This window comes from Sphingobium sp. (genome assembly GCF_035511395.1).
In the GTDB taxonomy this organism is placed as follows: domain Bacteria; phylum Pseudomonadota; class Alphaproteobacteria; order Sphingomonadales; family Sphingomonadaceae; genus Sphingobium.
Window position 1 is genome coordinate 1 of sequence record NZ_DATKFP010000163.1, and the last position, 21,701, is coordinate 21,701.

At 63.8% G+C, this 21,701-nt stretch carries 18 protein-coding genes; 9 read left to right on the forward strand and 9 right to left on the reverse strand.

Features of this window, described 5'->3' with window-relative positions; genetic code table 11:
• Positions 1-74: 74 nt before the first annotated feature.
• The 6 genes from VMR39_RS11210 to VMR39_RS11235 are packed head-to-tail and all read left to right on the forward strand — an operon-like array spanning position 75 to position 8,244.
• Positions 75-956, forward strand: coding sequence for a type-F conjugative transfer system pilin assembly protein TrbC (locus VMR39_RS11210; RefSeq protein ID WP_325416061.1), 882 nt, complete (start codon positions 75-77; stop codon positions 954-956).
• Positions 928-1,539: a S26 family signal peptidase gene (locus VMR39_RS11215; protein ID WP_021246293.1), complete on the forward strand. Its 612-nt coding sequence runs from the start codon at positions 928-930 to the stop codon at positions 1,537-1,539. The genes VMR39_RS11210 and VMR39_RS11215 overlap by 29 nt, the downstream gene beginning before the upstream one ends.
• On the forward strand, positions 1,536-2,408 hold the full coding sequence (locus VMR39_RS11220; RefSeq protein WP_021246292.1) for a conjugal transfer protein TraF: 873 nt from the start codon (positions 1,536-1,538) through the stop codon (positions 2,406-2,408). Before VMR39_RS11215 ends, VMR39_RS11220 begins: the two co-directional genes overlap by 4 nt.
• Entirely contained in the window at positions 2,405-2,989 is a 585-nt protein-coding gene (locus tag VMR39_RS11225; RefSeq protein ID WP_021246291.1) for a hypothetical protein, read from the forward strand. Before VMR39_RS11220 ends, VMR39_RS11225 begins: the two co-directional genes overlap by 4 nt.
• Before the next feature lie 45 nt (positions 2,990-3,034).
• On the forward strand, positions 3,035-4,459 hold the full coding sequence (locus VMR39_RS11230) for a conjugal transfer protein TraH (protein WP_021246290.1): 1,425 nt from the start codon (positions 3,035-3,037) through the stop codon (positions 4,457-4,459).
• A gap of 14 nt (positions 4,460-4,473) precedes the next feature.
• Positions 4,474-8,244 (forward strand): conjugal transfer protein TraG N-terminal domain-containing protein, encoded by a 3,771-nt coding sequence (locus VMR39_RS11235; protein WP_021690792.1) that lies wholly within the window; start codon positions 4,474-4,476, stop codon positions 8,242-8,244.
• On the opposite strand, the gene VMR39_RS11240 is transcribed toward VMR39_RS11235, so the two are convergent.
• The gene (locus VMR39_RS11240) at positions 8,241-8,699 is read right to left on the reverse strand and encodes a hypothetical protein (RefSeq protein WP_021246288.1); all 459 of its coding nucleotides are present in this window, start codon (positions 8,697-8,699) and stop codon (positions 8,241-8,243) included. The two genes, VMR39_RS11235 and VMR39_RS11240, sit on opposite strands and share 4 nt — an antisense overlap.
• Positions 8,700-9,296: 597 nt before the next feature.
• On the opposite strand from VMR39_RS11240, the gene VMR39_RS11245 reads away from it, so the two are divergent.
• Positions 9,297-9,650, forward strand: coding sequence for a hypothetical protein (locus VMR39_RS11245; RefSeq protein WP_013846840.1), 354 nt, complete (start codon positions 9,297-9,299; stop codon positions 9,648-9,650).
• Positions 9,651-9,863: 213 nt separating this feature from the next.
• Here VMR39_RS11245 and VMR39_RS11250 read toward each other — a convergent pair whose 3' ends face one another.
• The 7 genes from VMR39_RS11250 to VMR39_RS11280 form a co-directional block, all read right to left on the reverse strand.
• A complete protein-coding gene (locus VMR39_RS11250) occupies positions 9,864-10,784 on the reverse strand; it encodes a nucleotidyl transferase AbiEii/AbiGii toxin family protein (RefSeq protein WP_021690793.1) in 921 nt (306 codons plus the stop codon).
• 4 nt (positions 10,785-10,788) lie between these two features.
• Positions 10,789-11,583 (reverse strand): type IV toxin-antitoxin system AbiEi family antitoxin, encoded by a 795-nt coding sequence (locus tag VMR39_RS11255; RefSeq protein WP_013846842.1) that lies wholly within the window; start codon positions 11,581-11,583, stop codon positions 10,789-10,791.
• Between the two features lie 184 nt (positions 11,584-11,767).
• The gene (locus VMR39_RS11260) at positions 11,768-12,559 is read right to left on the reverse strand and encodes a helix-turn-helix transcriptional regulator (protein WP_021246285.1); all 792 of its coding nucleotides are present in this window, start codon (positions 12,557-12,559) and stop codon (positions 11,768-11,770) included.
• 294 nt (positions 12,560-12,853) lie between these two features.
• A complete protein-coding gene (locus VMR39_RS11265) occupies positions 12,854-13,978 on the reverse strand; it encodes an ABC transporter permease (protein WP_021246284.1) in 1,125 nt (374 codons plus the stop codon).
• 1 nt (position 13,979) lies between these two features.
• On the reverse strand, positions 13,980-16,763 hold the full coding sequence (gene rbbA, locus VMR39_RS11270) for a ribosome-associated ATPase/putative transporter RbbA (protein WP_280528967.1): 2,784 nt from the start codon (positions 16,761-16,763) through the stop codon (positions 13,980-13,982).
• Entirely contained in the window at positions 16,727-17,800 is a 1,074-nt protein-coding gene (locus VMR39_RS11275) for an HlyD family secretion protein (RefSeq protein ID WP_021246282.1), read from the reverse strand. Before VMR39_RS11275 ends, rbbA begins: the two co-directional genes overlap by 37 nt.
• Positions 17,797-19,215, reverse strand: a complete 1,419-nt coding sequence (locus VMR39_RS11280; RefSeq protein ID WP_021246281.1) for an efflux transporter outer membrane subunit — start codon at positions 19,213-19,215, stop codon at positions 17,797-17,799. Before VMR39_RS11280 ends, VMR39_RS11275 begins: the two co-directional genes overlap by 4 nt.
• A gap of 211 nt (positions 19,216-19,426) precedes the next feature.
• Between VMR39_RS11280 and VMR39_RS11285 the strand changes: the two genes are divergently transcribed.
• Positions 19,427-20,131 (forward strand): TetR/AcrR family transcriptional regulator, encoded by a 705-nt coding sequence (locus tag VMR39_RS11285; protein WP_081659801.1) that lies wholly within the window; start codon positions 19,427-19,429, stop codon positions 20,129-20,131.
• On the opposite strand, the gene lptB is transcribed toward VMR39_RS11285, so the two are convergent.
• Positions 20,121-21,044, reverse strand: a complete 924-nt coding sequence (gene lptB, locus VMR39_RS11290; protein WP_062066091.1) for an LPS export ABC transporter ATP-binding protein — start codon at positions 21,042-21,044, stop codon at positions 20,121-20,123. The genes VMR39_RS11285 and lptB overlap by 11 nt on opposite strands.
• A gap of 341 nt (positions 21,045-21,385) precedes the next feature.
• Between lptB and VMR39_RS11295 the strand changes: the two genes are divergently transcribed.
• The coding region (locus VMR39_RS11295; RefSeq protein WP_325416063.1) for a poly-beta-hydroxybutyrate polymerase N-terminal domain-containing protein at positions 21,386-21,701 on the forward strand (316 nt) is incomplete at its 3' end.

Consider the following 21,701-nt stretch of genomic DNA (forward strand, 5'->3'; position numbering starts at 1 on the left):
CCTTTCCGAATATTATTCCGAGATCGAGGCCCGCGCCCAGGCCGACATCCAGATCGACATGAAGGACAAGATCGATGCGTATATGCGTGCGGTCACGCCATAGGCTGCGCGGTCTCTCCGCGCTCACCCTCCTCCTCGCCGCCTCCGCGCCCTCCCACGCGCAGGATGCCGCGCCACCGGTGAACGCCAGGGAACGCGCGCAGGCGCAAGGCGACGCGGCGATGGACCGGCTCGAACGCGCCACCGCCGCGCGAAAGGCCGAAGCGGAAACACGAGGTCCGACCGCGCTGCCCGCGCCATCGGAAGAGACCCGCCGCCGCGCCTTCGAGGGACTGCGCAAACGCGCCCCGTCGCCAGCGATGGACGCGCGGGCGCGCACCGCGCTCGACAAAGGGAGGCAAGCGATGGCCGCCGAGCGCGACGCCATGGCCAGACGGCTCGGCCAGGCGCTCGGTCTCGATGCGCCCGACATGCAGGCCGTAGCCGGCATCACCACGCCTCCCGAAACCAAAGGCTGGGTGCCGGTGCTGTTCGTCTCGTCCTCGATGCCGGTGACGACATTGCGCATCTATGCCGGGCAGCTCGAACGGGTCGGCGGCGTGCTGGCCTTTCGCGGGATGCCCGGCGGGCTCACGAAGGTCGCGCCGATGGCGAAACTCTCCGCGGAAATCCTGCGCCATGATCCGGGATGCGAAGGCCCGGCCTGCGCGATGCGCGACGTGCAGTTGATCGTCGATCCGCTCATTTTCCGCCAGCACGGCGTCACCCGCGTCCCCGCACTCGCCATGGTGCCCGGCGATCCGGCGCTGCCCTATTGCGAGCGCGAGGATGATGCCCCGCGCGCCGCGCATGTCATCTACGGCGACGCCGCACTTTCAGGATTGCTCGAAGAATATGCCCGCCTCGGCGGCAAGCAGGAGGTGCGCGATGCTCAGACTCGCCTTCAGGGCCGCTAGATCCGGCTGGGCCGAACTGAAGCTGCTGCCGCTCAAGGCCGCGGTCGCGCTCGGCAGTTCGGGGCTCGGCCAGCCACCCCGACCCGAACAGTTGTGGAAGGCGTTCGGCATCGTCCTGCCGGTGGGCCTGCTGACGTGGTGGGCCATTCCCCAGGCGACGATCGTGATGAGCCCGTCGATCGACGCCTGGCTCGTCCGCAAGGCGCCGGGGCCGATCCATCGCGGCGATTTCGTATCGTTTACCCTGTCGCATCCGCTCGCCGGTCCCAAGCCGGTCGATGTTACCAAGATGGCGCTGTGCCTGCCGGGCGACCGCATCGACTGGATCGAGAAGCCGTCGTCTGCATCTGGCCCCATACATCCCGGCGAATGGGATGGCTGGTACTATTGCAACGGCAAGCTGCTCGGGATCAGCAAGCCTTATGGGCACAATGGGCAGAAGCTCGACCATTGGCGTCCGATGATCGGAACGATCCCGCCGGGCATGATCTATGTCGGCTCGTCGCACGCCAGCGGGTTCGACAGCCGCTACTACGGCCCGGTCGAGATCGAGCGGCTGAAGCGCATGGAGAAGCTGCTGTGATCCGCCTCGCCCTCCTCATCGTGGCGGTGCTCCTGCCGATCCTGCCTGTCCATGCGCAGACCGGCGAGCAACGCACCGGCTACTGGTGGTATCAGGCGCCGCCCAAACCCACGGAAGAGGATGCCGATCCCGACGCTCTCAAAAAGCCGGTGATCCCGCCGATGGTCGAACTGGCCACCTGGACGCCGCCGAAGATCAGGAAGCTGATCGAGGAACAGCGCGACTACGCGGCGACCGTGCTCACCGTCGATGCGGTCGCGGATTTCTGGCGTCTGCAGGACTTCGCCCGGCGCAAGGCCCGAGCCTTCGCCGGTGTCACGCAGATCGCCATGCTGCAAAATCCCGAACTCAACGCCAAGTCCGCCAATCCGATGGTCGGCGAGGCGCGTGACCAACTCTCCGCTCAGAAGGATCAGGTCCGCCGCCAGTATCTGCGTAGCCGCGCCAATGAATTCGCGCTGGTCATGTTCTCGCGTTCGACCTGCGGCTACTGCCGCGTCCAGTGGCCGATCGTCCAGCGCTTCCAGGACGAGATGGGCTGGCAGGTCACACTTCAGGACATCGACCGCAAGCCGGAACTCGCGCAGCGCTTCGGGGTCGAGGTCACGCCCACGACGATGGTGATCCGGCGGGGCAGCCAGCAGCGCATGGTGATCGCCAGCGGGGTCGAGGCCTATCCCAACCTCATCCAGATGGCCTACCAGGCGGTCCGGCTGCTCGCGGGCGATATCCGGCCCGAACAGTTCCTGACCGGCGCGGGCGAGGAAGACGGGTTCTTCGACGCGCTCGCCAACGGCCCGGTCTCCGCCACCGATCCGCGCGTCCTGGGCGGCGATCTGGTGGACGTTCGGATGGGACCCCGGCCATGATCCGCTTTGCCCCCATCCTGCTTACGGCGATGCTCATGGCCAATGGATCCGCGCACGCGCAGGCGCCGACGCACGAACAGGCGATGCGCGCGGCGATCCACCCGGTCGCCACCGACGCGAAGATGCGCCAATGGCTCGCCCGCGTTCCGGTGACGCGCGACTGGCCGCCCGACTTCGCCGAAACCATGAAAGGCCAGGCCCCCGCGTTCATCGTCGAGATGAGCACGGCGCCCGGCTGCATCCCCTGCGCCGATCTCTGGGCGCGGCTCGGCACATTGGGGCAACGCTATGGCTGGAAGGTCCGCACGATCGGCAGCCAGGAAGCGATGCTGCGCTCCGGGCGCCTCGGTCTGCCATGGGTCGGGCATCCGGTCGCCTGGGTCCGCCCTGTCGCCGATTCCAATCGCATCATTCCCGTCGCGATCGGCACCGATCACGCGCCCAACCTCGCGCGCAATCTCTACCTCGCCGCCAAGATGCTGACCGGGGTGAAGCCCGCTGTCGGCGTGCGCGGCATGGCGAAGTTCACCGGAATCGTGGCCGCGCCCACGCCTCCATCCTCCAACCGAGCAAGGAACTGACATGGGGAGCCAGACCCTTGCCCGCGCAAACGAAAGCTGCCCGCCATGGCAAACCCGCGCCGCCGCCTGACCCTGCTCGCCTTGCCCCTGCTGGCTTGCGTTGCCTTCGCCACACCGGCTTGTGCGCAAAGCTGGGCCGAAAGCTGGTTCGACAATGTGACCTATACCAGCCCCGGCTCGTTCGAGGACCAGACCCGCGGCTATATCACCGCGGGCGGCATGTCGGGCCGGATCGATGTCCATAACGACTATCTCATGTCGGTCACGCTGCCCAAGGTCCGCGCGGGCTGCGGGGGAATCGACATGTTTTTGGGCGGCATGTCGTTCCTCGATCCCGACTATCTCGTCCAGAAGCTCGAAAGCATCCTTCAGGCCGCCCCGGCGGTCGCTTTCCAGTACCTGCTGGAAACCCTCGATGAAAAAATGGGCAACATCATCTCGAAGATGGAGGCGGCGACCAACTTCCTCAACTCGATCCAGGTCAACGATTGCCGGCTCGCCAACCGCATGGTCCAGATCGCCCGGGGCGACGACAATATGTCGGGCATCATCGAAGAGATGACCGGCTACAAGAGCGTCCGCGAGGGCTTCTCCAAGAGCTATCAGCAGAGCCGCGAAAAGATTCAGGCGAACCAGGGCAATCCGACCGAGGATCTGCGCGACGCGCTGGAAAACTGCCCGGCCGAGGTCACCGACATCTTCAAGACCGGCTCGCTCCTCGCCCATGCCGCCGCGCGTGTCGGCGCGTCCGACTGGGCCGGCGTCATGCGCGCCCGCGTCGGCGACGTCTATATGCGCTGGGACCCGGCGGACAAGGTACCGCTGTTCACGGCTATCCCCGCCTGCGCGCGGCAGGACACCGAGAGCGTCGATGATTTCCTGACCGGCAAGGTCCAGACCCGCGCGATCGCGGTGCCGCCGACCTCGGCCGACTGCTCGACCGACGGCAGCGGCAAGGGCGCGCTGGTGCTCGCGCGCGGCCGGATGGAGTCGATCGCGATCAAGATCCGCACGCGCGCCGCGCTGACGGCGGAGGAACGCCAGTTCGTCGCCAATGTGCGCACCCTCCCCGTCTATCGTCTTCTGGAATGGGGCGTGCGCCAGGGGCTGGTCGAGAGCGTGATCGGCGATACCGACGAACTGGTCGCGTTGACGCTCGCATACCAGATGCTCAACGACCTCACGCGTAGCATAGATTTTGCCGTGTCCAATGCCGAACGTGGCGTGACCGCCGCCGGCGCGGCCGATGCCGGCAGCGCCCGGATCTGCCAGACCCGCATCCTCGCCAAGGGCATTGAGCAATTGAGCGGGCTACGCGACGAGGTGCTGCGCCAGCGCGCGCAGATGCGCCAGTCCTACATGGCCGCCCTCAACCAGGCGAACCTCTCGGCCAACTATGCCGGGGTCGTGCGCCAGCGCGACCGTGATGCGCGCGACGCCGCCGGCGCCGCCGCCAACCGCAACCGCTGACGGAGGGCCGCGTCATGCACCGCTTAGTTCGCGCGATCTCGGTCCTGATCGCTCTCTTCTCGGCCAGTCCCGCGCTGGCGATCGATGCGAGTTTCCACACCTATGACGGCTTTGCGGAGACGGTGGACGCCTTCCGCCTCGTCTCGATGATCTTCGGGGATTCGCGTTACGAGACATTGGTGCTGATCGTCGCGGTGGTGGGCATCGCGCTCGGCGTCCTGCTCGCCAGCATCCGCGGGCAAGGCATGGGCATCGTCGCCTTCGGGTTCCAGATGCTGATCGGCGTCGGCCTGTTCGTCGGCCTGGTCGCGACGACGGGCACGGTCCATGTCTACGACCGCGTCCGCAACGCCTATCAGCCGGTCGGCGACGTGCCGAACCTCATCGTGCTGGTCGCGGGCATGACCAACATGATGGAGCGCGCGCTCGCGGAAGTGATCGACGACAACACCACCGATCCCCATGCCAAGCTTGAGTTCGGGGCGGGCGGGCACAGTTTCGACCTGTTCCTCAATGCAGCGAGCCCGCGCGGCCCGATGACCGACACGTTCCTTGACGCGACGATCAAGGACTATGTCCGGCAATGCTATCCGGTCGCGCGGGTCTCGCCCGCCTATGGCGTCGACGACGATCAGCTGTTCCGCACGGCGACCGATCTTCCTGCCGCCTTTGCCGCGATGGCGGGGCCGGCGACCTTCAGCACGGTGTTCACGTCCACCGACAAGGGCGGCACGACGGTGAGCTGCAACGAGGCGTGGGAACATATCTCGACACGCCTCTCCGAACCTGCGCTGTTCGACAATTATGTCGCGCAGGTCTGCACCCGCACCGGCTACGACATCGGCAATGCGACCCAGCTTCAGCGCTGCCGCTCCAACATCGGCGAACTTGGCCAGATGATGATGGATACGCCGCTCTCGCTCCAGCAGTTCCTGACCAATGTGATGCTCGGCAGCACGGTGGGCGATGTGCTGTTCGAGGACAGTCCTGCAACGGCGGCGCGTGTCATGGCCAATCGCGCTGTCGTCTCGTCAGGCCTGGCCACCATGTCGACGGCCAACGAGTGGATGCCCACGATCCGGGCGACGGTCTTCGGGATCATGCTCTTCATGATGCCCGTCGCGCTGCTGTTCATCCTCACCCCGATCAATCTGCGCGTGGCTTCCTTCGCCCTCGGCCTGTTCGTCTTCGTGGCGCTCTGGGGCGTGATCGACGCCGGGATCTATCAGCTGACGCTCGGCCGCGCGACCGATGTGCTGGCCGAGATGCGCGCCAACCATGTCGCGGCCAATGCCTGGATGCTGGCGCCGTCGTCCGCGATGAAGGCGCTCGCCATCTTCGGGAGTTTCCGCACCGCGTCCGCGGGTCTTGCGGGGGCGTTCGTCTTCACGGTTTTCCGGTTCTCCGGTAATGTGTTCACCTCGTTCACATCCGGCGCGCTCGGTGTGCAGGGTCAGGGCACGGCAGCCGCCGCACCGCTTGCCACCAGCGAAGGCTATGCCGGCGCGCTCGAGGCGCAGGCGGGAGCAGCGGGCACCATGGCGCGGCGGGGCGCGGCTTCGAACTTCGGGGATTTCGGGGAGCGCTCGGCCTTCGGCGCAACCCGTGCGTTCGGTGCCGCGAGCAGCGTGCTCGGCGAACATGGAGGCGGCGCCAGCGGGACGGCCGCATTCGGCATGGGCAAGCTCGATGCGGCACGCGAACTGGGCGGGCTCTCCCCTGCCCTCACCGGCCGCAGCCTCACCGATCCCGCGACCGTGCGCGCCGTGCGCGACAATGCCGCGACCAGTGCGATCCATAATTTTGCCGAGAAGGATGCGCTCCGCAGCCTTGGCACCGGCTATTTTGGCGAGGGGCAATCCGGGGAACGTTCGTTCGCGGCCTTCACGCAGAAGATGGTCCAGTGGAAGGCGTTCGGGGATACGCGCGCCTATGACATGATGCTGTCCGGAGCCCAGCGGCATTTTGAGAGGAACGGCTACGACCAAAAGGATGCCGCGCTCAAAGCCTCGACGGTGATCGCCCAAGCGTCGGCTGATCCGACCTTCGCCAAACTGATCGCCAATACCTTCGACCAGGAGCAGATGCTGCGCAACGATCTTACCGGCGCGCAGATTCAAGTCGGCGCGATGGAAGGCCGGCGCGATTTTGCTGGCGACAATGTAAGGCGGATCGAGCGCGGCAATGTCGCGACCGAGCAGGCGCATAGGACCGGCAGCAATGAGGGCCAGCGCAACGCCGCCTCCATGCTCGGCCTCTCAGTCCAGGAAACCTCCCGCCGCATCGCCTTTATCAATGCGCTATCCGGAGAGGCTCGGTCGACAGCCATTTCCCAACTCTCCCGCGCAACCGGCCGCAACGAGGCGCAGGTCATGCGGGCGCTCGAAACCTACAATGCCGCCGTGCAGGTCGGCACCGCCGACGGTGCGACCGTCGAGGCCGCGCGCGAGGGCGCCAGCGTCTATGGCCGCACCCGCGAGGCAGCGGGCTTCGATTTTGCGGAGCGGTCGGGCAAGCTCGACGCGCAGCGTGAGGTCGGTCACGACGGTACGCGCTCGGCCGCCCGGATCGGGGAGCAGCGGCGACAGGCCGACAATGCCGGGTTCGCGGAAGGCGCGGCCGCCGCGGGCATGTCGGTGCGCCAGGCCGCACATCTCGACAGCTTCATCCGCACGCTGTCGCAGGGCGCCGGCAATCAGGTCGACATGGCCGAAGGTGGTGCGGCCGGGATCGCTGACCGCGCTCGCAACGAACGGATGACGCGGATCATCGATAATGAGCGCCTGACGCGCATGCAGAAGCTGCTGGCCGATCATGGTGTCGACATGTCGAAGCGGCAGATCGCCATGGCGCAGAATGGCGATCTGAGCCTCAATCTCACCCCGGAGACGGCGGCGCAGATGTGGCGCGGCGGGCTCATCAACGAGAGCCAATTGGGCGCGGTCGCCAATGGCGGGCGGGCAAGGTTCTCGTTCGCCGACAACGATCTTCTCGTCTCCAGCTCGGTCGGGTTCCAGCAATCGGCCCGCAACGATACCTCTACGCGGTTCGAGGCAGGGAAACAGGCCGGGCCCGACACGATCGAGCATTTCCTCAGCAGCGGCGAACAGGGCCAGGCGATGATGCAGAACTGGCTCAAGGGCGGGTTCGAGATGGACCGTCATGGCAACTGGCGTCTGAACCCGCAGGTGGCCGATACGCTTACGCGCGACGTGCAGGCGATCATCGCGCAGACCGGGTGGCAGCGCGGGCTCTCGCGATCCGCGCAGGATAATGTCACGATCGGTACAAGCGTCGGCGCTCAACTCGGAGGCTCGGTTGGGGTCGATGAATCGGAGGCGATAGGCGGTCGCGGGCAGCCTGCAGAGAAAGGCAAGCAAGCGGGCCAAGCGCAGTCGCCACAGAAGACCACGTCGACCTCAGGTCGAGTGGGCGCCAGTCTTGGTTTTGAAAGTCGTGACGTCGGAATCAGCAACGAGACAGCACAGTCGTCGATTGACATCGTCAACTACGACGTGCGCGAAGCGATTGCCGCCGCCGAGCGCGAAGCCGCGCGCTCGAGCGACCCGGCGGCGACCTTCTCGCGTGAACTGTCGGACCGGATTCTTGGCCCGGATGGCATACGCAACCGATATCTCCATGATGCGGATTCCGGCCGGGCAACTTTCGACATTACCGGGCCCCTGACTTCGGTCGAACAGAACTCCGTCCTGAAGAGCGGTAGATTTTCTACGGACGTGGATGGCAGCCCCGGCGATGGCGACAGCAGCTTCAAGAATCGTTAGTGCTTGAAGAACCGACTAGGGTGCTGAAGGCTCAGCGGGTTGCCGATGTAGAGACCTCCCGACCGTGGATCGAATATATCGGTGCCAGCACGAAGGTCTTCCATTCCTCGCTCATGTTCCTCCCACATTCTTTTGGAGGTTCTGGCCACCGCTTCATCGGACACAGGCGTACCCTCGCCCGTCGATGAAAACCCGGCCACCCACTGCTGCACATAGCCGAGTCCAAGCACCATGAGTGCCGTCATCGGAAAGAACAGGAGGTTGAGAAAACCGGCCGCCGCACTGTCGTAGAACGCCTCAAGCGGCGCGATCCTGGTCGATGTAGCCATGCCAATCCACCAGACCGGAATTGCCGACCACCACAGCTTCGCGTACCACGGACGCCAGAGCCAATCGGACGGTTTCAGCCGAGGCGATGCCGGTTCGGGCGCTTGAATATGGGCGGCGTTGTTCATCGCTATATCCTCACTGGAGGACTATAGCAGAATTCTGTCGGTGTTCCATCATTTGTGAATCGGCTCGATCTGGAAACCGATTGGGAACAACGCTTCTAATCTATCGGCATTGACCCATCTTTGCGAACAGGGATCGATGTGGCGGCGTCAATTCCAGAGAGAGGGTATTGGCGCCGCCGCAATAACCGTCACCAATGTCAATGCATGACGGTCGTTCTTGCCAGTTCCGGTAAATGTCGCGGTTGGGACAGCTTTTGCGGTGTCCAACACGGACTGCGTCTCAGCCGCTTCTGCTGGGCATATGACTTACAAGGTCGGCACGAGACCGTGCATTTTCCATATCTCGAGCATCTCCATCCCCGGGCAACCCCCTTCTCGGCACCTCCGCTGATGCGAGCGGCGGCGCGACCTGTAAGGCTGGCAGTCATGATGTTTTCAAAATCTGAAGTCCGGCTAACGGCTCGGAAACCATAAAATAGCGCATGGCACCTTCGCGCAAAGAGCCAGCGCACAACAATATCCAAGTTGGGGGTTGTTGTTGATGAAAATCCCGCGATTTCTGTCATGCTCCTCTGCAACTAAGAAGGAGGTGAGAGCATGGGGAGCGGTAACGAGCCGGGCAACGACGAATTGAAAGAACAAGCGCTGGAAATGATGGAGCAGTCCTTGGCGATCCTATACGCCTTGCAGGAACCCGCTGCTGCCGATCTCCACGATGTGATTGAGAGGGTCATGGGGTCGTCGGGCAAGATGGGGGAAGAAGGCGAGGTATGGGATTCTGTTTTTACCGATCTACCGCACCTGACCATGCGGGCCTTGTTCCTTCATCGCAATGACGGCTTTACCGTTGGCCAGATCGCACGCCGCCTCCGCATCAGCGAGGCCGACGCGGCGGAGCGCCTCGACCACGCTGTGCGCTATGTTCGCGCGCCTGCATCACCAAGAATATAGGCAGCGCTAGCGGAAAGACATTGCCCGGCCATTCCGCCAAAATCCATGTCGAACCGTAAGCCTTCAATGTACCTGCTGGTCCCAAACGCGAGCGGCTCCCTCTCCCATCACCTCCACCCTTTCCTCGCTGCTCCCGCACTTCACCTAACCACCACCCTTCCGCGCTGCTCGCCGCAAACAGGCTGACCTGCAGGCGTCGGAGGGGCGCCTGACCTATCCCGGCAGCAATTGCTTCTCCAACGCGGCAACAAGCTCCTGCCTCTTGCCAGGGTCCAACCGGTCCAGGTTACGTTGCTTCCACAAGACCGCGGGCAGTCGCCTCGCCTCATCAATGCCCGCAAGCGCCCAGTCCGGTTCACCACGCTTGAAGCCGACAAGGAATTGCCGATGAGTGTCAGGCATCCCGGCAACCATGCGCGCGATGATGTCTTCACGCGCTGATTCCAGTTCCGCCAGAGTGATCGGCTGGTGAGTCATTCCGACGAAACCGCGCTCGAACTCCTCGGCGAGCGGTTTACGGGCGGGAGCGAGAACCTCGGCCATCGGGCGATTATGGCTGGCGAGGTAGACGAGAAATGCACGTCGCAAATCGTCTGTGACGCCTTCGTTCGCCAGCAAGTCGCGGACGTCGAAGAGGTCGCGAGGGTGCTGCCGGTCGAGCGCCGCCACGATTTTTCCCGCATAGAGATCGGCGAAGGACACCACCTGAATCTCAGCAAAACCAAAGGCGTCCTCGACTGCGGGAACGACACCCATAACGACGGGATCATAGACCGTCCCGCGCAACACTGGCGTGACCTCGATCTTGATCTGCACATCATCCGCACGAACGATGAGCTTGGTGACGATTTTTTCGTCAGCGGAACGCGACGCATGAATCCTGGCTCCGACCAGTCCTTCCTCGATGCGTTCCTTGATCCGCAGCATCGCCGCATCGATCGTGGCGAGCGAGGTCGCGCGGTCCTCGATCGGCAGATAGGTGAGGTCGATGTCCACCGAAAGTCGCGGCAGGTCACGCACGAACAGATTGATCGCTGTTCCGCCTTTCAGCGCGAAGATATCCTCCTTCGCGACGTGAGGCATAACACGCAGAAGAAGAGCGACCTGTCTCCGGTAGCCGTCGAGAAACGCCATACAGCTATTCTCCCGCCAGGTCGGAGGGCACGGTGATGTTGTAGCGCCGGTCGAGCTTCCCTCCTTTGACCAGGACGCGTTTGCCCGATCCGAGATCCAGGCGGGAAACATCGAGCTTCGAACGCCAGGCATGGCCATGGCGATCCGCGAAGAAGAGGAAGAGACGCTTCACTTTTACGCTCGCGCACGCCTCAAGAAGTGTCTGAAGGCGACGTGGGCTGAGGTCGCTCATTCCTTCCATCAGCATGTCGACCTGATGGAAGCTCTCATGGGGAAGCTCATCGAGCAGTTCGAGAACGGCGCGTTCCTTGCTCGAACAGCGGATCGGCAAGGTCGTGCCGGCGGTGCTGGACATCCGGGGCGCAGGCTCGGGAGGAATCTCGCCGTCGACTGGAAACAGCCGGAGGCTGTTATGCCAGCGGAACGAGACATCGAGTGGCAGGCTGTCGAGCCATGTCGGCGGCCGGCTTGGCCCATAGAGATGGACTTCGCGCACCGTTATGGAGAGATAATGAGCGTAGCCCTGCTGTTCGAGCGCTGTGCGCCCGCCAACTGTCAAAGGCAGGTCCAACAGGGATTGCAGTGAGATAACGGCCTGTTCCCAGGTGAGCGGTCCACGCGAGCGGCGATAGACGCGCCGGGTCGGGCTATCGAGCCATCCCGCGCGAACATATTGGCTCCGCAGCGATGATGAGTAACCATGGGCTTCCATCCATGCCGCGTCGACCAGCAGGCTCTCTGGGAGATCCCGTTGCAGCCGGTTTAATTTTCCTAATGTTTGCGAAGCCATGCTATGCATTTTGACAGATTGGGAAACTACTGTCGAGTTTATTAATTTCGAAATTGGCTAAGCCTTGCTTGGCATTATCAGAGCTCGGCAAACTGGATCGTGCGACCGTAGGTCAATACACTTATCCGCCCTAGGCATGGCGATTCGCGGGCCAATTGACGGGATGCGCAACACGGCGACACCGACAGGACTGTCAAGGACTGCGCCGTTTCGCCCTGTGGCGCGGGCGGCGGGGTCCAGCCTCAATGATCCCTTGGTCGTTTCGAAGGATCTGCGCGTCGATGAGCGCCCTGGCGACAAGCTCTGAGCGCTTGTAGACGCCGTAACGCTGCTTTGCGTGGGAGACGAAATAGCGCACCGAGGTCTCGCTCAGACCGAGTATCTGGCTGATCTCCCAATCGCTCTTGCCGACGGCGACCAATGCCGTGCATTGAGCTTCGCGGCGCGTGAGCCTGGGTACGTCATGTCCGCGCGAGGCATGATGTAGTCTGAGGCCCGCCTTGAACCCGAAGGCAGCGACGATGTGGAGCGTCGTCAGTAGCGATGGCGAAGCCATGATCGGCTCCGCGCGTGCGAAAGTGCAAGACGCATGGGATTCGCTCGGTATGTGGAGCGGCACGGTGACACCGTGGACGAGACCATGCAGCCGCGCTTCTTCGAACAGGGCTGATTGTGTGCCTGTGAGATCGACATAACCGGGAATCTCGTCCCAGCTGAACGGGCGGTCCAGCAACTGGCTCACCTCATAGACTGGATCGATGACGTACGCGTGGCTCTCGGTGTAGAAACGCACGAACTCCGCCGGATAGTTGGTAATAACCAGCGCCCGTTCGACCAAGCGTGGGAGGCCGCCATGTTGGATCATCGCGACATAGGGGAAGCCCATTTTCGTGGCGGCATCAGCTAAGGCGGCGAGCAGCGCTTCCATTGAAGAAGCGGCATTGAAGCGTGAGAGTGTCTCACGCATTCTGGCATTGACATACATGGCATCCTCCTTGGGTTGTGTTGGCCGTGCACCGGCAAACGTGCCAGAAGAAGCCGTTGTGATACCTATGGGAGATAGGGGGCATTCACAGCCGTCAGCCAGCGCTATGGCTGACGCGTGAGGCTGCTAGGGCAATCGTGGATTCGCTGTTTCGAAAACCTGGCTCAGGATCCGCGACACCGCCGCCGGTATTATTCTCCTGCGAAACCTGCGCGGAACCGTTCGGCAATCGTTAGTCTGAAGCATCGTTACGATGTCCCACGCAATTTGGTGTTCTGACATTCGACTGCCTCCTCACGCCATCGTGCCGATGGTTCGCCGGAACCGCGCCAACGCAATGGCGAAGAAGATCGCGCCGATAGCAATGATAGCCAGGAACTGGGGCCAGACCACGTCAAAGCCCGCGCCCCGGTAAAGGATGGCCTGCGCCATCTTCACGAAATGGGTGGTGGGCGCGGCCAACATGACCGTCTGGACGAACTCCGGCATGCTTTCGCGCGGCGTCGAACCGCCGGACAGCATCTGCAACGGCAGCAGCACCAGCATCAGCAACAAGCCGAACTGCGGCATGGAGCGCGCGATCGTCCCCATGAAGATGCCGATGGAGGTCGTGGCGAACAGGTGCAGCCCCGCTCCGGCGAGGAACAGCGCGATCGACCCTTCGACGGGAACGGACAGTACCCCTTCCACCATCACGAAAAGCGCGAAAGCGCAGGCGACCAGGACAACGAGCCCCATGGCCCAGACCTTGCTGGCCATGATCTCGAACGGCGTCACCGGCATCACTAGCAGGTGTTCGATCGTGCCGTGCTCGCGCTCGCGGATCAGGGCCGCGCCCGTCAGCACGATCGACAGCATGGTGACGCTGTTGATGATTTCCATGACCGCGCCGAACCAGCTTTGCGCCAGCGTAGGATTGAACCGCACGCGCAGCGCCAGCTCGACCGGGACCGGCGTGCTCGCACGCGTGCCTTTCATGAATTCGGCAACTTCGCCCTGCACGATCTGCTGGATGTAGCCGCCGCCCGTGAAAGCCTGGCTCATCCGCGTAGCGTCAACGTTGAGCTGCAAGCCGGGTTGGCGTCCCGCAAGTACGTCTCGCTGAAAATCGGGCGGGATGTCGAGAGCGAACGTATAGCGCCCGGCATCCAGCCCCTTGTCCACTTCGTTCAGTCCCACGATCGAAGGGGGCGTGAAGTGCGGCGGATAAAAGGCGCCGGTTATCCGGCTGGAAAGCTGCGACTGGTCTTCATCGACGATCGCGATAGGCGCCTTGTGCAGCGTTTCCGGCATGGCGGTTGCCGCGACGTAGATCCCCACCGAGAACGAATAGAGGATCAGGAACAGCATCATCGGATCGCGCCACAGGCTGCGCAGTTCCTTGATGCCGAGCCGGTAGATGTTGGCCGCGTGGCGCATATCAGCTCTCCTGCTTACGCAGCAACGCGACACACAGCGCCAGGATGACGGGAAACGTCGCGAACAGCACGAGAAGGTCAGGCCAGAGGTCGGCGAAGCCCAGCCCCTTGGAAAAGACGCCGCGGCAGATGGTGACGAACCAGGTCGCGGGATATATCGATCCGATCACCGCGCCCGCCCCCTCGAGCGAGGACACCGGGTTGATCAGGCCGGAAAACTGCACGGCGGGCAGGATCGTGCCGATGGCGGTGGCGAACATCGCGGCAATCTGGCTGCGCATGAAGATGGAGAACAGCAGGCCGATGGCCGTCGCCGACAGCGTATAGAAGAGAGCGCCCAGCGTCATCGCGAGGAAACTGCCCGTCAACGGCACACCGAACATCGTGACGGCGAGGAACACCAGCAAGACATAGTTCAGCATGGCGAGCGCGACATAGGGAAGCTGCTTGCCCAGCAGGAATTCCACCTTGCTGATCGGCGTCACGTAGAAATTGACGATGGAACCCAGCTCCTTTTCCCGCACCACGCTCAAAGCCGTCAGCATCGCCGGGAACAAGAGCAGCATCATCGGAATCACGGCCGGCGCGATGGCTACAAGGCTTTTCACGTCCGGATTGTAACGATAGCGCAGCTCGATATTGACGAGACCCATCGATGGCCGCGCACCTGTTTCCTGCACGGCCATTTCACTGAGCCAGTGGGCATGCAGGGCCTGGACATAGCCTTGCACGGTCTCGGCCCGCTGCGGCATGGCGCCATCGACCCATACACCGATCTGCACCGGCACGCCCCGGCGCAGGTCGCGCGCGAAATTGGGCGGAATCTCCAGGGCCACGCTCAGTTCGCCCGAGCGCATCCGCCGGTCCAACTGGCTATAGTCGGTGATCGGCGGCCGTTCGATGAAATAGCGCGATCCGGCCAGGTTGAGGACGTAGTTCTCGCTGGTGGTCGTGCCGTCGCGGTCCAGCACGGCGAACGGCAAGTCCTCCACGTCCATGCTGATGCCATAGCCCATGATGAACATCAGGATGACGCTGCCCAGCAGGGCCAGGGTGGCGCGGATGGGATCGCGGCGCAATTCCAGCCCTTCGCGCCGGGCATAGCTCATCATCCGGCGCCGCATGAACCATGGGGAGCGGGCCGGTGCAGCCGAAATGTCCTGATCGGCCGCGGCAGGCGCGCCCGCAGGAACCGGATCGTCCCTCTTTTCTGTCGGCGTCTCGCCGCTCGCATCCTGAAGATAGGCGATGAACGCTTCTTCCAGGTCCGCCGCGCCGCGGTTCTCGACAATGGCGGCGGGGGTGTCGCTGACCAGCACCTTGCCCGCATGCATCAGCGATATGCGGTCGCACCGCTCCGCTTCGTTCATGAAGTGCGTGGAAATGAAGATCGTCACCTTGTCGCGCCGGGACAGGTCGATCATCATCTGCCAGAACTGGTCCCGCGCGATCGGATCGACGCCGGACGTCGGTTCATCCAGGATCAGCATTTCCGGCTTGTGGATCATGGCGACGGCTAGGCTGAGCCGCTGGCGCTGGCCCAGCGGCAAGGCGCCGGGCAACGCATCCATGATGCCATCCAGGCCGAACCGCTGCGCCATTTCCCTCACGCGGGCCGGCACTTCCCCGGCGGGAACATGGAAGAGCTGGGCATGCAGCTCGAGGTTCTGCCGGACCGTCAGTTCCGAGTAGAGCGAGAAGGCCTGGCTCATATAGCCAACGCGCCGGCGCGTCGCCATGTCGTCATTCTCGACCTCGCGGCCGAACAGCCAGGCCTGGCCTTCGCTGGCTTTCAGCAGGCCGGTCAGCATCTTCATGGTGGTCGACTTGCCGCAGCCGTTGGAGCCGAGGAATCCAAAGATCTCGCCGCGCTCGATGCGAAAATCGACATGATCGACTGCCGTGAAATCACCGAAACGCATGGTGAGCCCCTGCGCCTCGATGGCGATCTCGGCCTCGCCGCCGTCGCTGCGCGGCGGAATCTCCACCGGCTTGTGCCCGCGGCGGCGCTCCTCGGGAAGCATCGAGATAAACGCCTGTTCCAGCGACTGTTCGCCGGTGCGTGCATAGAAGTCGGCTGCGGTGCCGGTGGCCAGCACCTTTCCCGCGTCCATCGCGATTAGCCAGTCGAAGCGTTCGGCCTCTTCCATATAGGCCGTGGCGACCAGCACGCTCATGTGCGGGCGGTTCGCGCGGATGCGGTCGATCAGATCCCAGAATTGCGCGCGCGACATGGGATCGACGCCGGTTGTCGGCTCATCCAGCAGCAGGAAATCGGGATCGTGGATGAGCGCGCAGCACAAGCCGAGCTTCTGCTTCATGCCGCCCGAAAGCTTGCCCGCCGGGCGCTTGCGGAACGGCGCGAGGCCCGTGCTTTCGGTGAGGTCGGCAATGCGGCGCTCGCGTTCGGCCGCGTCCTGCCCGAACAACCGCCCGAAGAATTCGAGATTTTCGTCGATGGAGAGCGTAGGATAGAGGTTCTTGCCCAGCCCCTGCGGCATATAGGCGATGCGCGGACACACGGCGTTGCGGTGGCGGGCCTCGGCCATGTCGCCGCCCAGCACCTCGACCCGGCCCTCCTGGATGGCTCGCGCGCCCGCGATCAGGGAAAACAGGCTGGACTTGCCGACGCCGTCCGGGCCGATCATCGCCACCATGCGCCCGGCGGGGATTTCAAGATTCACATCATCGAGCGCCAGCACCTTGCCGTAATGCAGGCTCACGCCCGAAACGCGGGCGACAGCTTCCGTCATTGCGGCACGTTGACGGTCAGTTTCGCGGGCCATTCGGATTTCGGATCGATCCGCACATAGGCCATGCCCGGAAGGCCGGTCTTGACCTGGGTGATATAGCGATCGAGCAACTTGCGATCGATCTGCGCCTTCACGCGGAACATCAGTTTCTGGCGCTCGCTTTGCGTCTCCACCGTCTTGGGCGTGAACTGGGCCACATCGGCAACGAAGCTGACTTTCGCAGGGATCGCACGATCCGGAAGCGCATCGAGCACGATGCGTACATCGCTGCCCAGCGCCACCTTGCCCGCGACCGTTTCCGGCAGGAAGAAGGTCATGTAGACGTCGCCCAGATTGACCAGGTTGAGCACGCGCCCGCCGCCACCCACGACTTCGCCCGGCTGGGCGACGCGATATTGCACGCGGCCGGCCGTCGGCGCCTTGAGGTCGCTGTCGCGGATATCGGCCTCGATCCGCTGGATGGTGGCGCGCACGGCATCGACCTGCGAACGCGCGCCGATCACCTGGTTGCGCGCCGTCGTGATCGCCGCGTCGACGGCCGCGAGTTGGGCGCGAGCGGCCTCCACTGCCGCCGCCGCGCCTTCGACGCGGGCCTGATCGTCATCCCGTTCCTGCACGGCGGTCGCACCTTCTCGCGCCAGCGTTTCCGATCGCGCCAGCCGCTTGCGCGCCGCGTTCAGCTCCGCCTCACGCTGGCGGACGCCGGCGAGAGCCGCCGCCCGGTTGCTCTGCTGCTGCGCGACCTGGCTGGTCGCGATCTGGATGCCGTTCAGCGCCTGCGCCAGTTGCGCTTCGGCTTCGGCCCTCTGGGCACTCAGCACGTCCGTATCCATATGGGCGACGACTTGCCCCGCCTGCACGAACGCGCCTTCGTCGACCAGGATTTCGCGGATGCGGCCGGGCGATTTGGCGGAAACGTCGATTTCAACCGCTTCGATCCGGCCGTTACCGCCGACGATGCCTTCGGGCAAATCGCCGGGCTTGAGCACCTGCCAAAGGAGCAGAGCTACAACGACGAGCGCCGCCGCGATGCCGCCCCTGATGAGCCATGTCTTCCGGGACGCCGTCATCGCCTGTGTTCTCCGCCTTGATCGTTGCTGTCGTGGACGACTTCGGCGGGAAAGCCCCCGCCAAGCGCCGCGTAGAGGGCTATGCCGCTCGCCAGATGAGCGCGGCGCAACTGGATCAGCGCCTGTTCGGTGTCGAAAAGGTCGCGTTGCGCGTCCAGCACTTCCAAATAGGCCGAACGCCCGTTGTCGAACCGCAACCCGGCCAGCCGAGCCCGTTCGCGCAAGGCGTCCAGCGAGCTGCGCGCGGTGTCGATCCGCAACGCCAGTTGCCGGCGCCGGACCAGCGCGTCGGAAACATCACGAAACGCGCCCTGCACGGTCTTTTCATAGCTGGCCACGGCTTCGACCTGCCGCGCTTTCGCCAGATCGAGGTTGCCGGAAAGGCGGCCCGCATTGAACAGCGGCAGGGCGATCGTCGGGGTGAAGCTCCACGCGCGGCTCCCGTCGCCGAACAGCCCGTCGAGATCGGAACTCGCCGTGCCGAAGGCACCCGTCAGGCTGATATTGGGAAAGAACGCCGCCCGCGCCGCGCCGATATCGGCGTTGGCCGCCCGCAATTGATATTCCGCCGCCACGATATCAGGCCGGTTGACCAGAAGGTCGGAGGGCAAGCCCGGCGGAAGGGCGATATCCGGTCCGGTTTCGGCAAGACCGAGGGGCCCAGGCACGATCTCCACGGGCCGCCCGACCAGCAGCGCCAGCGCGTTGCGGTTCACGTCGCGGTCCTGCTCAAGCGCTTGCAGCGCATCCTGCGCCTGCGCCAGCAGCAACTGCGCCTGGGTCATTTCGAGCTTCGAGCCGGACCCGACTTCATAGCGGCGGCGCATGATCCGCAGTGAGTCCTCGCGCGTGACGATCGTCCGCCGGGCAAGCGCGAGGCGTTCCTCATATTCGCGCTCCAGCAGATAGCCATTGGCGACCTGCGCGATCAGGCCGGTGGCAACGGCGCGCTTCGCCTCTTCCGTCGCCAGATAACGATTGCGCGCGGCGTCGTTCAGGTTGCGCAGACGGCCCCAGAAATCGATTTCCCAGCTCGCGCTCACCTGCGCGGTGACCTGCTTGATGTCATAGCTCTGCGTGCCTGCGCCCGGCAGGCTGATGATGGAACGACCCCGCGTGCCGGTGCCGACGGCGTTGAGTTCGGGATAGAGCGCCGATCCCTCGATACGCCAGGCCGCGCGCGCCTGATCGACGCGGGCCGCGGCGATACGGATATCGCGGTTGTTCTCCAGCGCGGCCGCGATCAGCACACGCAGATGCTCTTCCCGGAAGAAATCATGCCAACCGATCCGCGCGATGGACGCGCCCAGCGCGGCTGGCGCGGGATAGTCCTGCGGCACCGGCTGGGCCGGCCGGACATTGGGCGGCGCGAAGGAACAGCCGGACAGGAAAGATGGCACGATCATCGCCGCCATGACGGCCCGGAACCCGCATAAACGGCCAGTAATATGAGCGCTGCGAGCCATCTAGTCCGGTTCCATTCTGGTTCAAACAGGCGGTACGCCTATGGGCAAGCACCTCTCCGGACTATTAGTATCTACACTTAGTGGTTTTGATATTGCCCGGTATCACTTGCCGATCAAGCGCGAAAGCTGGAATGAAGCAGCGATGGGCCGCGAGCGATTCATGAAAGATGACGGCGCCGCATCGGGAACCGGCTCGCGTCTGCCTGCCCGCGATCCCAGGGGAGGAAGGCCGCCACAGGAGGTCGCAGCCCGGCTTGGACATCATATCCTCGAGACGGCGCTTGCCCAATTCATCGCCGGCGGCGTCGAGGGTACGAGTATGGAAGCTATCGCCGCCGCCGCACAGACATCGAAGCGAACGCTCTATTCCCGCTTCGGCTCAAAGCTCGCCCTGCTCGTCGCCGCCATGGAACACAGCCTTGCCCGCTATCTCGATCCGATCGCGGCATCGGTCCCTCGAGGAAGCACCCGCAAAAAAATCGCCTATATCGCTCGCAGGATGCTCGACCTGTCGCTTCAAGGCGATGTCGTGGGCATCGAAGCGCTCATCATCTGGCTGGCAAACCACAATCCGGGCATGATGCGGGCACAGCCCGCGATCGGCACCCAGTTCGGCATCGATCTGATGCAGACGATCCTTGCCGAGGCGAGCGAACCGAACAGCGAGGAAGCAGGCGATCTTCCGTTCCTCGCTGCTTTTCTCTTCGACGCGCTGGTCACCGTGCCGCGCCAGCGCATCCTGCAGCGCCATGATCTGCACAACACCACCCGGACAAAGGCTGCCTATATCGAGCGAGCGCTCGACCTCATGGCAAAGGCCATTCCGTTCCTGAACGAAGGGCGCGGTAACCGCCTCACATCCTGAAGCCCTCGCCAAGATAGCGATGCCGGACTTCGGGGTTGTCGAGTACCGCTTCTGGGCCGCCCTCGAACAGCATCCTGCCCTGATCGATGATATAGGCCCGCTCGACCAGTTCGAGCATCTCATGCACATTGTGGTCGGTCAGAAGGATCGCCACGCCTTCTCGCTTGAGCTTTCGCACCATCGCCTTGACGTCGGCGATCGACATGGGATCGATGCCCGCGAACGGTTCATCGAGCAGGATGACCGAGGGCGCTGCCGCCATGGCCCTGGCGATCTCGCAGCGCCTGCGTTCCCCGCCGGACAACCGCTGTGCGGGAACGTCGCGAATGTGGGCGATATTGAACTCGGCAAGAAGTTCATCGAGCCGCGCGGCAGCTACATCGCGATCGGCGATATGCAGTTCGAGCACGGCCGCGATATTCTCCGCAGCCGTCATGCCGCGGAAGATCGATCCTTCCTGGGGAAGATAGCCGAGGCCCAGCTTCGCTCTTCGATCCATGGGAAGCGCGGTGACATCCTGACCGCCAATCTCGATCCTGCCGGCATCCACGCTCATCAGGCCGGCAATCGCATAGAAGCAGAGCGTCTTGCCGGCCCCGTTTGGCCCCAGAAGCCCCACGATTTCGCCTGCCCGCACTTCGAGCGCGACATCGTCAAGCACCTTCCGCTTGCCAAAGGACTTCTCGATCCCGGCGATCGAAAGAACCGTCGGCGCGCGCTCGACTGCGACCGGTCCGATTGACGCGGGCGCAAGCGGCTCGCTCTCCGAACGCGCGGCCGGCGATACGAGTTGGGCATCATGCCCGAGATTTCCGCCAAGGTCCCTCAAAAGCCGGGTCAGTACGCGTCTCCATCCCGGCCGGCCAGCACCAGCGCAACCGCTGCCATCATGGCGATCTCGCGGATCATCCATTCTCCTTCAATTTCCCGCAAAATTGCCCGGGATGACGACCGCCGTACACTGTATCTCCAGGCAATGCATCGCCATCGTGAACTATACCTAGTGGCTTTACGCTCAATGATTGAGGCTCCTTTTTCTCCAGCAGGCCATGGCCGAATATCCCCGCGCCCGCGGTTGCGACTGGCCGTCAGACAGCCGTCCGGTCGCAACCAAGCTCCGTGCGGCTTGCATTCTATCTTACCTATGCAGTACCGTTCGGCATAAGAAGAACCGGGAGGGGCGGCCCAAACATCTGCTGTGGAATCCTGTCGGAGAGACGAGGCACCTTCCAGCGGAACTCGGAGTATATAGTCATGGCCACGTCCCCTCCGCCTTCCGACGATCCGCTGGACGGAATCAGCGAAACGCTCGACCGCACGGCATCGGCGGCCATCGCGCAGACGACTTTCGGCCTTTCGCCGGCCACGCTCCTGCTTGCCATGGCCGATTGGGGGATTCATCTCGCCACGTCGCCGGGCAAACAAATGCAGCTTGGCGCCAAGGCCATCCGCAAGCATGCCCGGCTTTTCGACTATCTGCAGCGCCGCATGGAAGACAGCGAGGCCGAACCGGCCATCGAACCATTGCCGCAGGACCGGCGCTTCGCCGATCCCGCCTGGAAAGAATTAC

Coding starts and splice junctions, on each gene's coding strand:
- rbbA (WP_280528967.1), bottom strand. CDS start 16,763: ATGGCCCGCGAAACTGACCGTCAACGTGCCGCAATGACGGAAGCTGTC.
- VMR39_RS11250 (WP_021690793.1), bottom strand. CDS start 10,784: ATGGCGTTTCTCGACGGCTACCGGAGACAGGTCGCTCTTCTTCTGCGT.
- lptB (WP_062066091.1), bottom strand. CDS start 21,044: ATGGATGATCCGCGAGATCGCCATGATGGCAGCGGTTGCGCTGGTGCT.
- VMR39_RS11215 (WP_021246293.1), top strand. CDS start 928: ATGCTCAGACTCGCCTTCAGGGCCGCTAGATCCGGCTGGGCCGAACTG.
- VMR39_RS11285 (WP_081659801.1), top strand. CDS start 19,427: ATGAAAGATGACGGCGCCGCATCGGGAACCGGCTCGCGTCTGCCTGCC.
- VMR39_RS11255 (WP_013846842.1), bottom strand. CDS start 11,583: ATGCATAGCATGGCTTCGCAAACATTAGGAAAATTAAACCGGCTGCAA.
- VMR39_RS11280 (WP_021246281.1), bottom strand. CDS start 19,215: ATGGCGGCGATGATCGTGCCATCTTTCCTGTCCGGCTGTTCCTTCGCG.
- VMR39_RS11260 (WP_021246285.1), bottom strand. CDS start 12,559: ATGTATGTCAATGCCAGAATGCGTGAGACACTCTCACGCTTCAATGCC.
- VMR39_RS11210 (WP_325416061.1), top strand. CDS start 75: ATGCGTATATGCGTGCGGTCACGCCATAGGCTGCGCGGTCTCTCCGCG.
- VMR39_RS11245 (WP_013846840.1), top strand. CDS start 9,297: ATGGGGAGCGGTAACGAGCCGGGCAACGACGAATTGAAAGAACAAGCG.
- VMR39_RS11275 (WP_021246282.1), bottom strand. CDS start 17,800: ATGACGGCGTCCCGGAAGACATGGCTCATCAGGGGCGGCATCGCGGCG.
- VMR39_RS11230 (WP_021246290.1), top strand. CDS start 3,035: ATGGCAAACCCGCGCCGCCGCCTGACCCTGCTCGCCTTGCCCCTGCTG.
- VMR39_RS11225 (WP_021246291.1), top strand. CDS start 2,405: ATGATCCGCTTTGCCCCCATCCTGCTTACGGCGATGCTCATGGCCAAT.
- VMR39_RS11265 (WP_021246284.1), bottom strand. CDS start 13,978: ATGCGCCACGCGGCCAACATCTACCGGCTCGGCATCAAGGAACTGCGC.
- VMR39_RS11240 (WP_021246288.1), bottom strand. CDS start 8,699: ATGAACAACGCCGCCCATATTCAAGCGCCCGAACCGGCATCGCCTCGG.
- VMR39_RS11235 (WP_021690792.1), top strand. CDS start 4,474: ATGCACCGCTTAGTTCGCGCGATCTCGGTCCTGATCGCTCTCTTCTCG.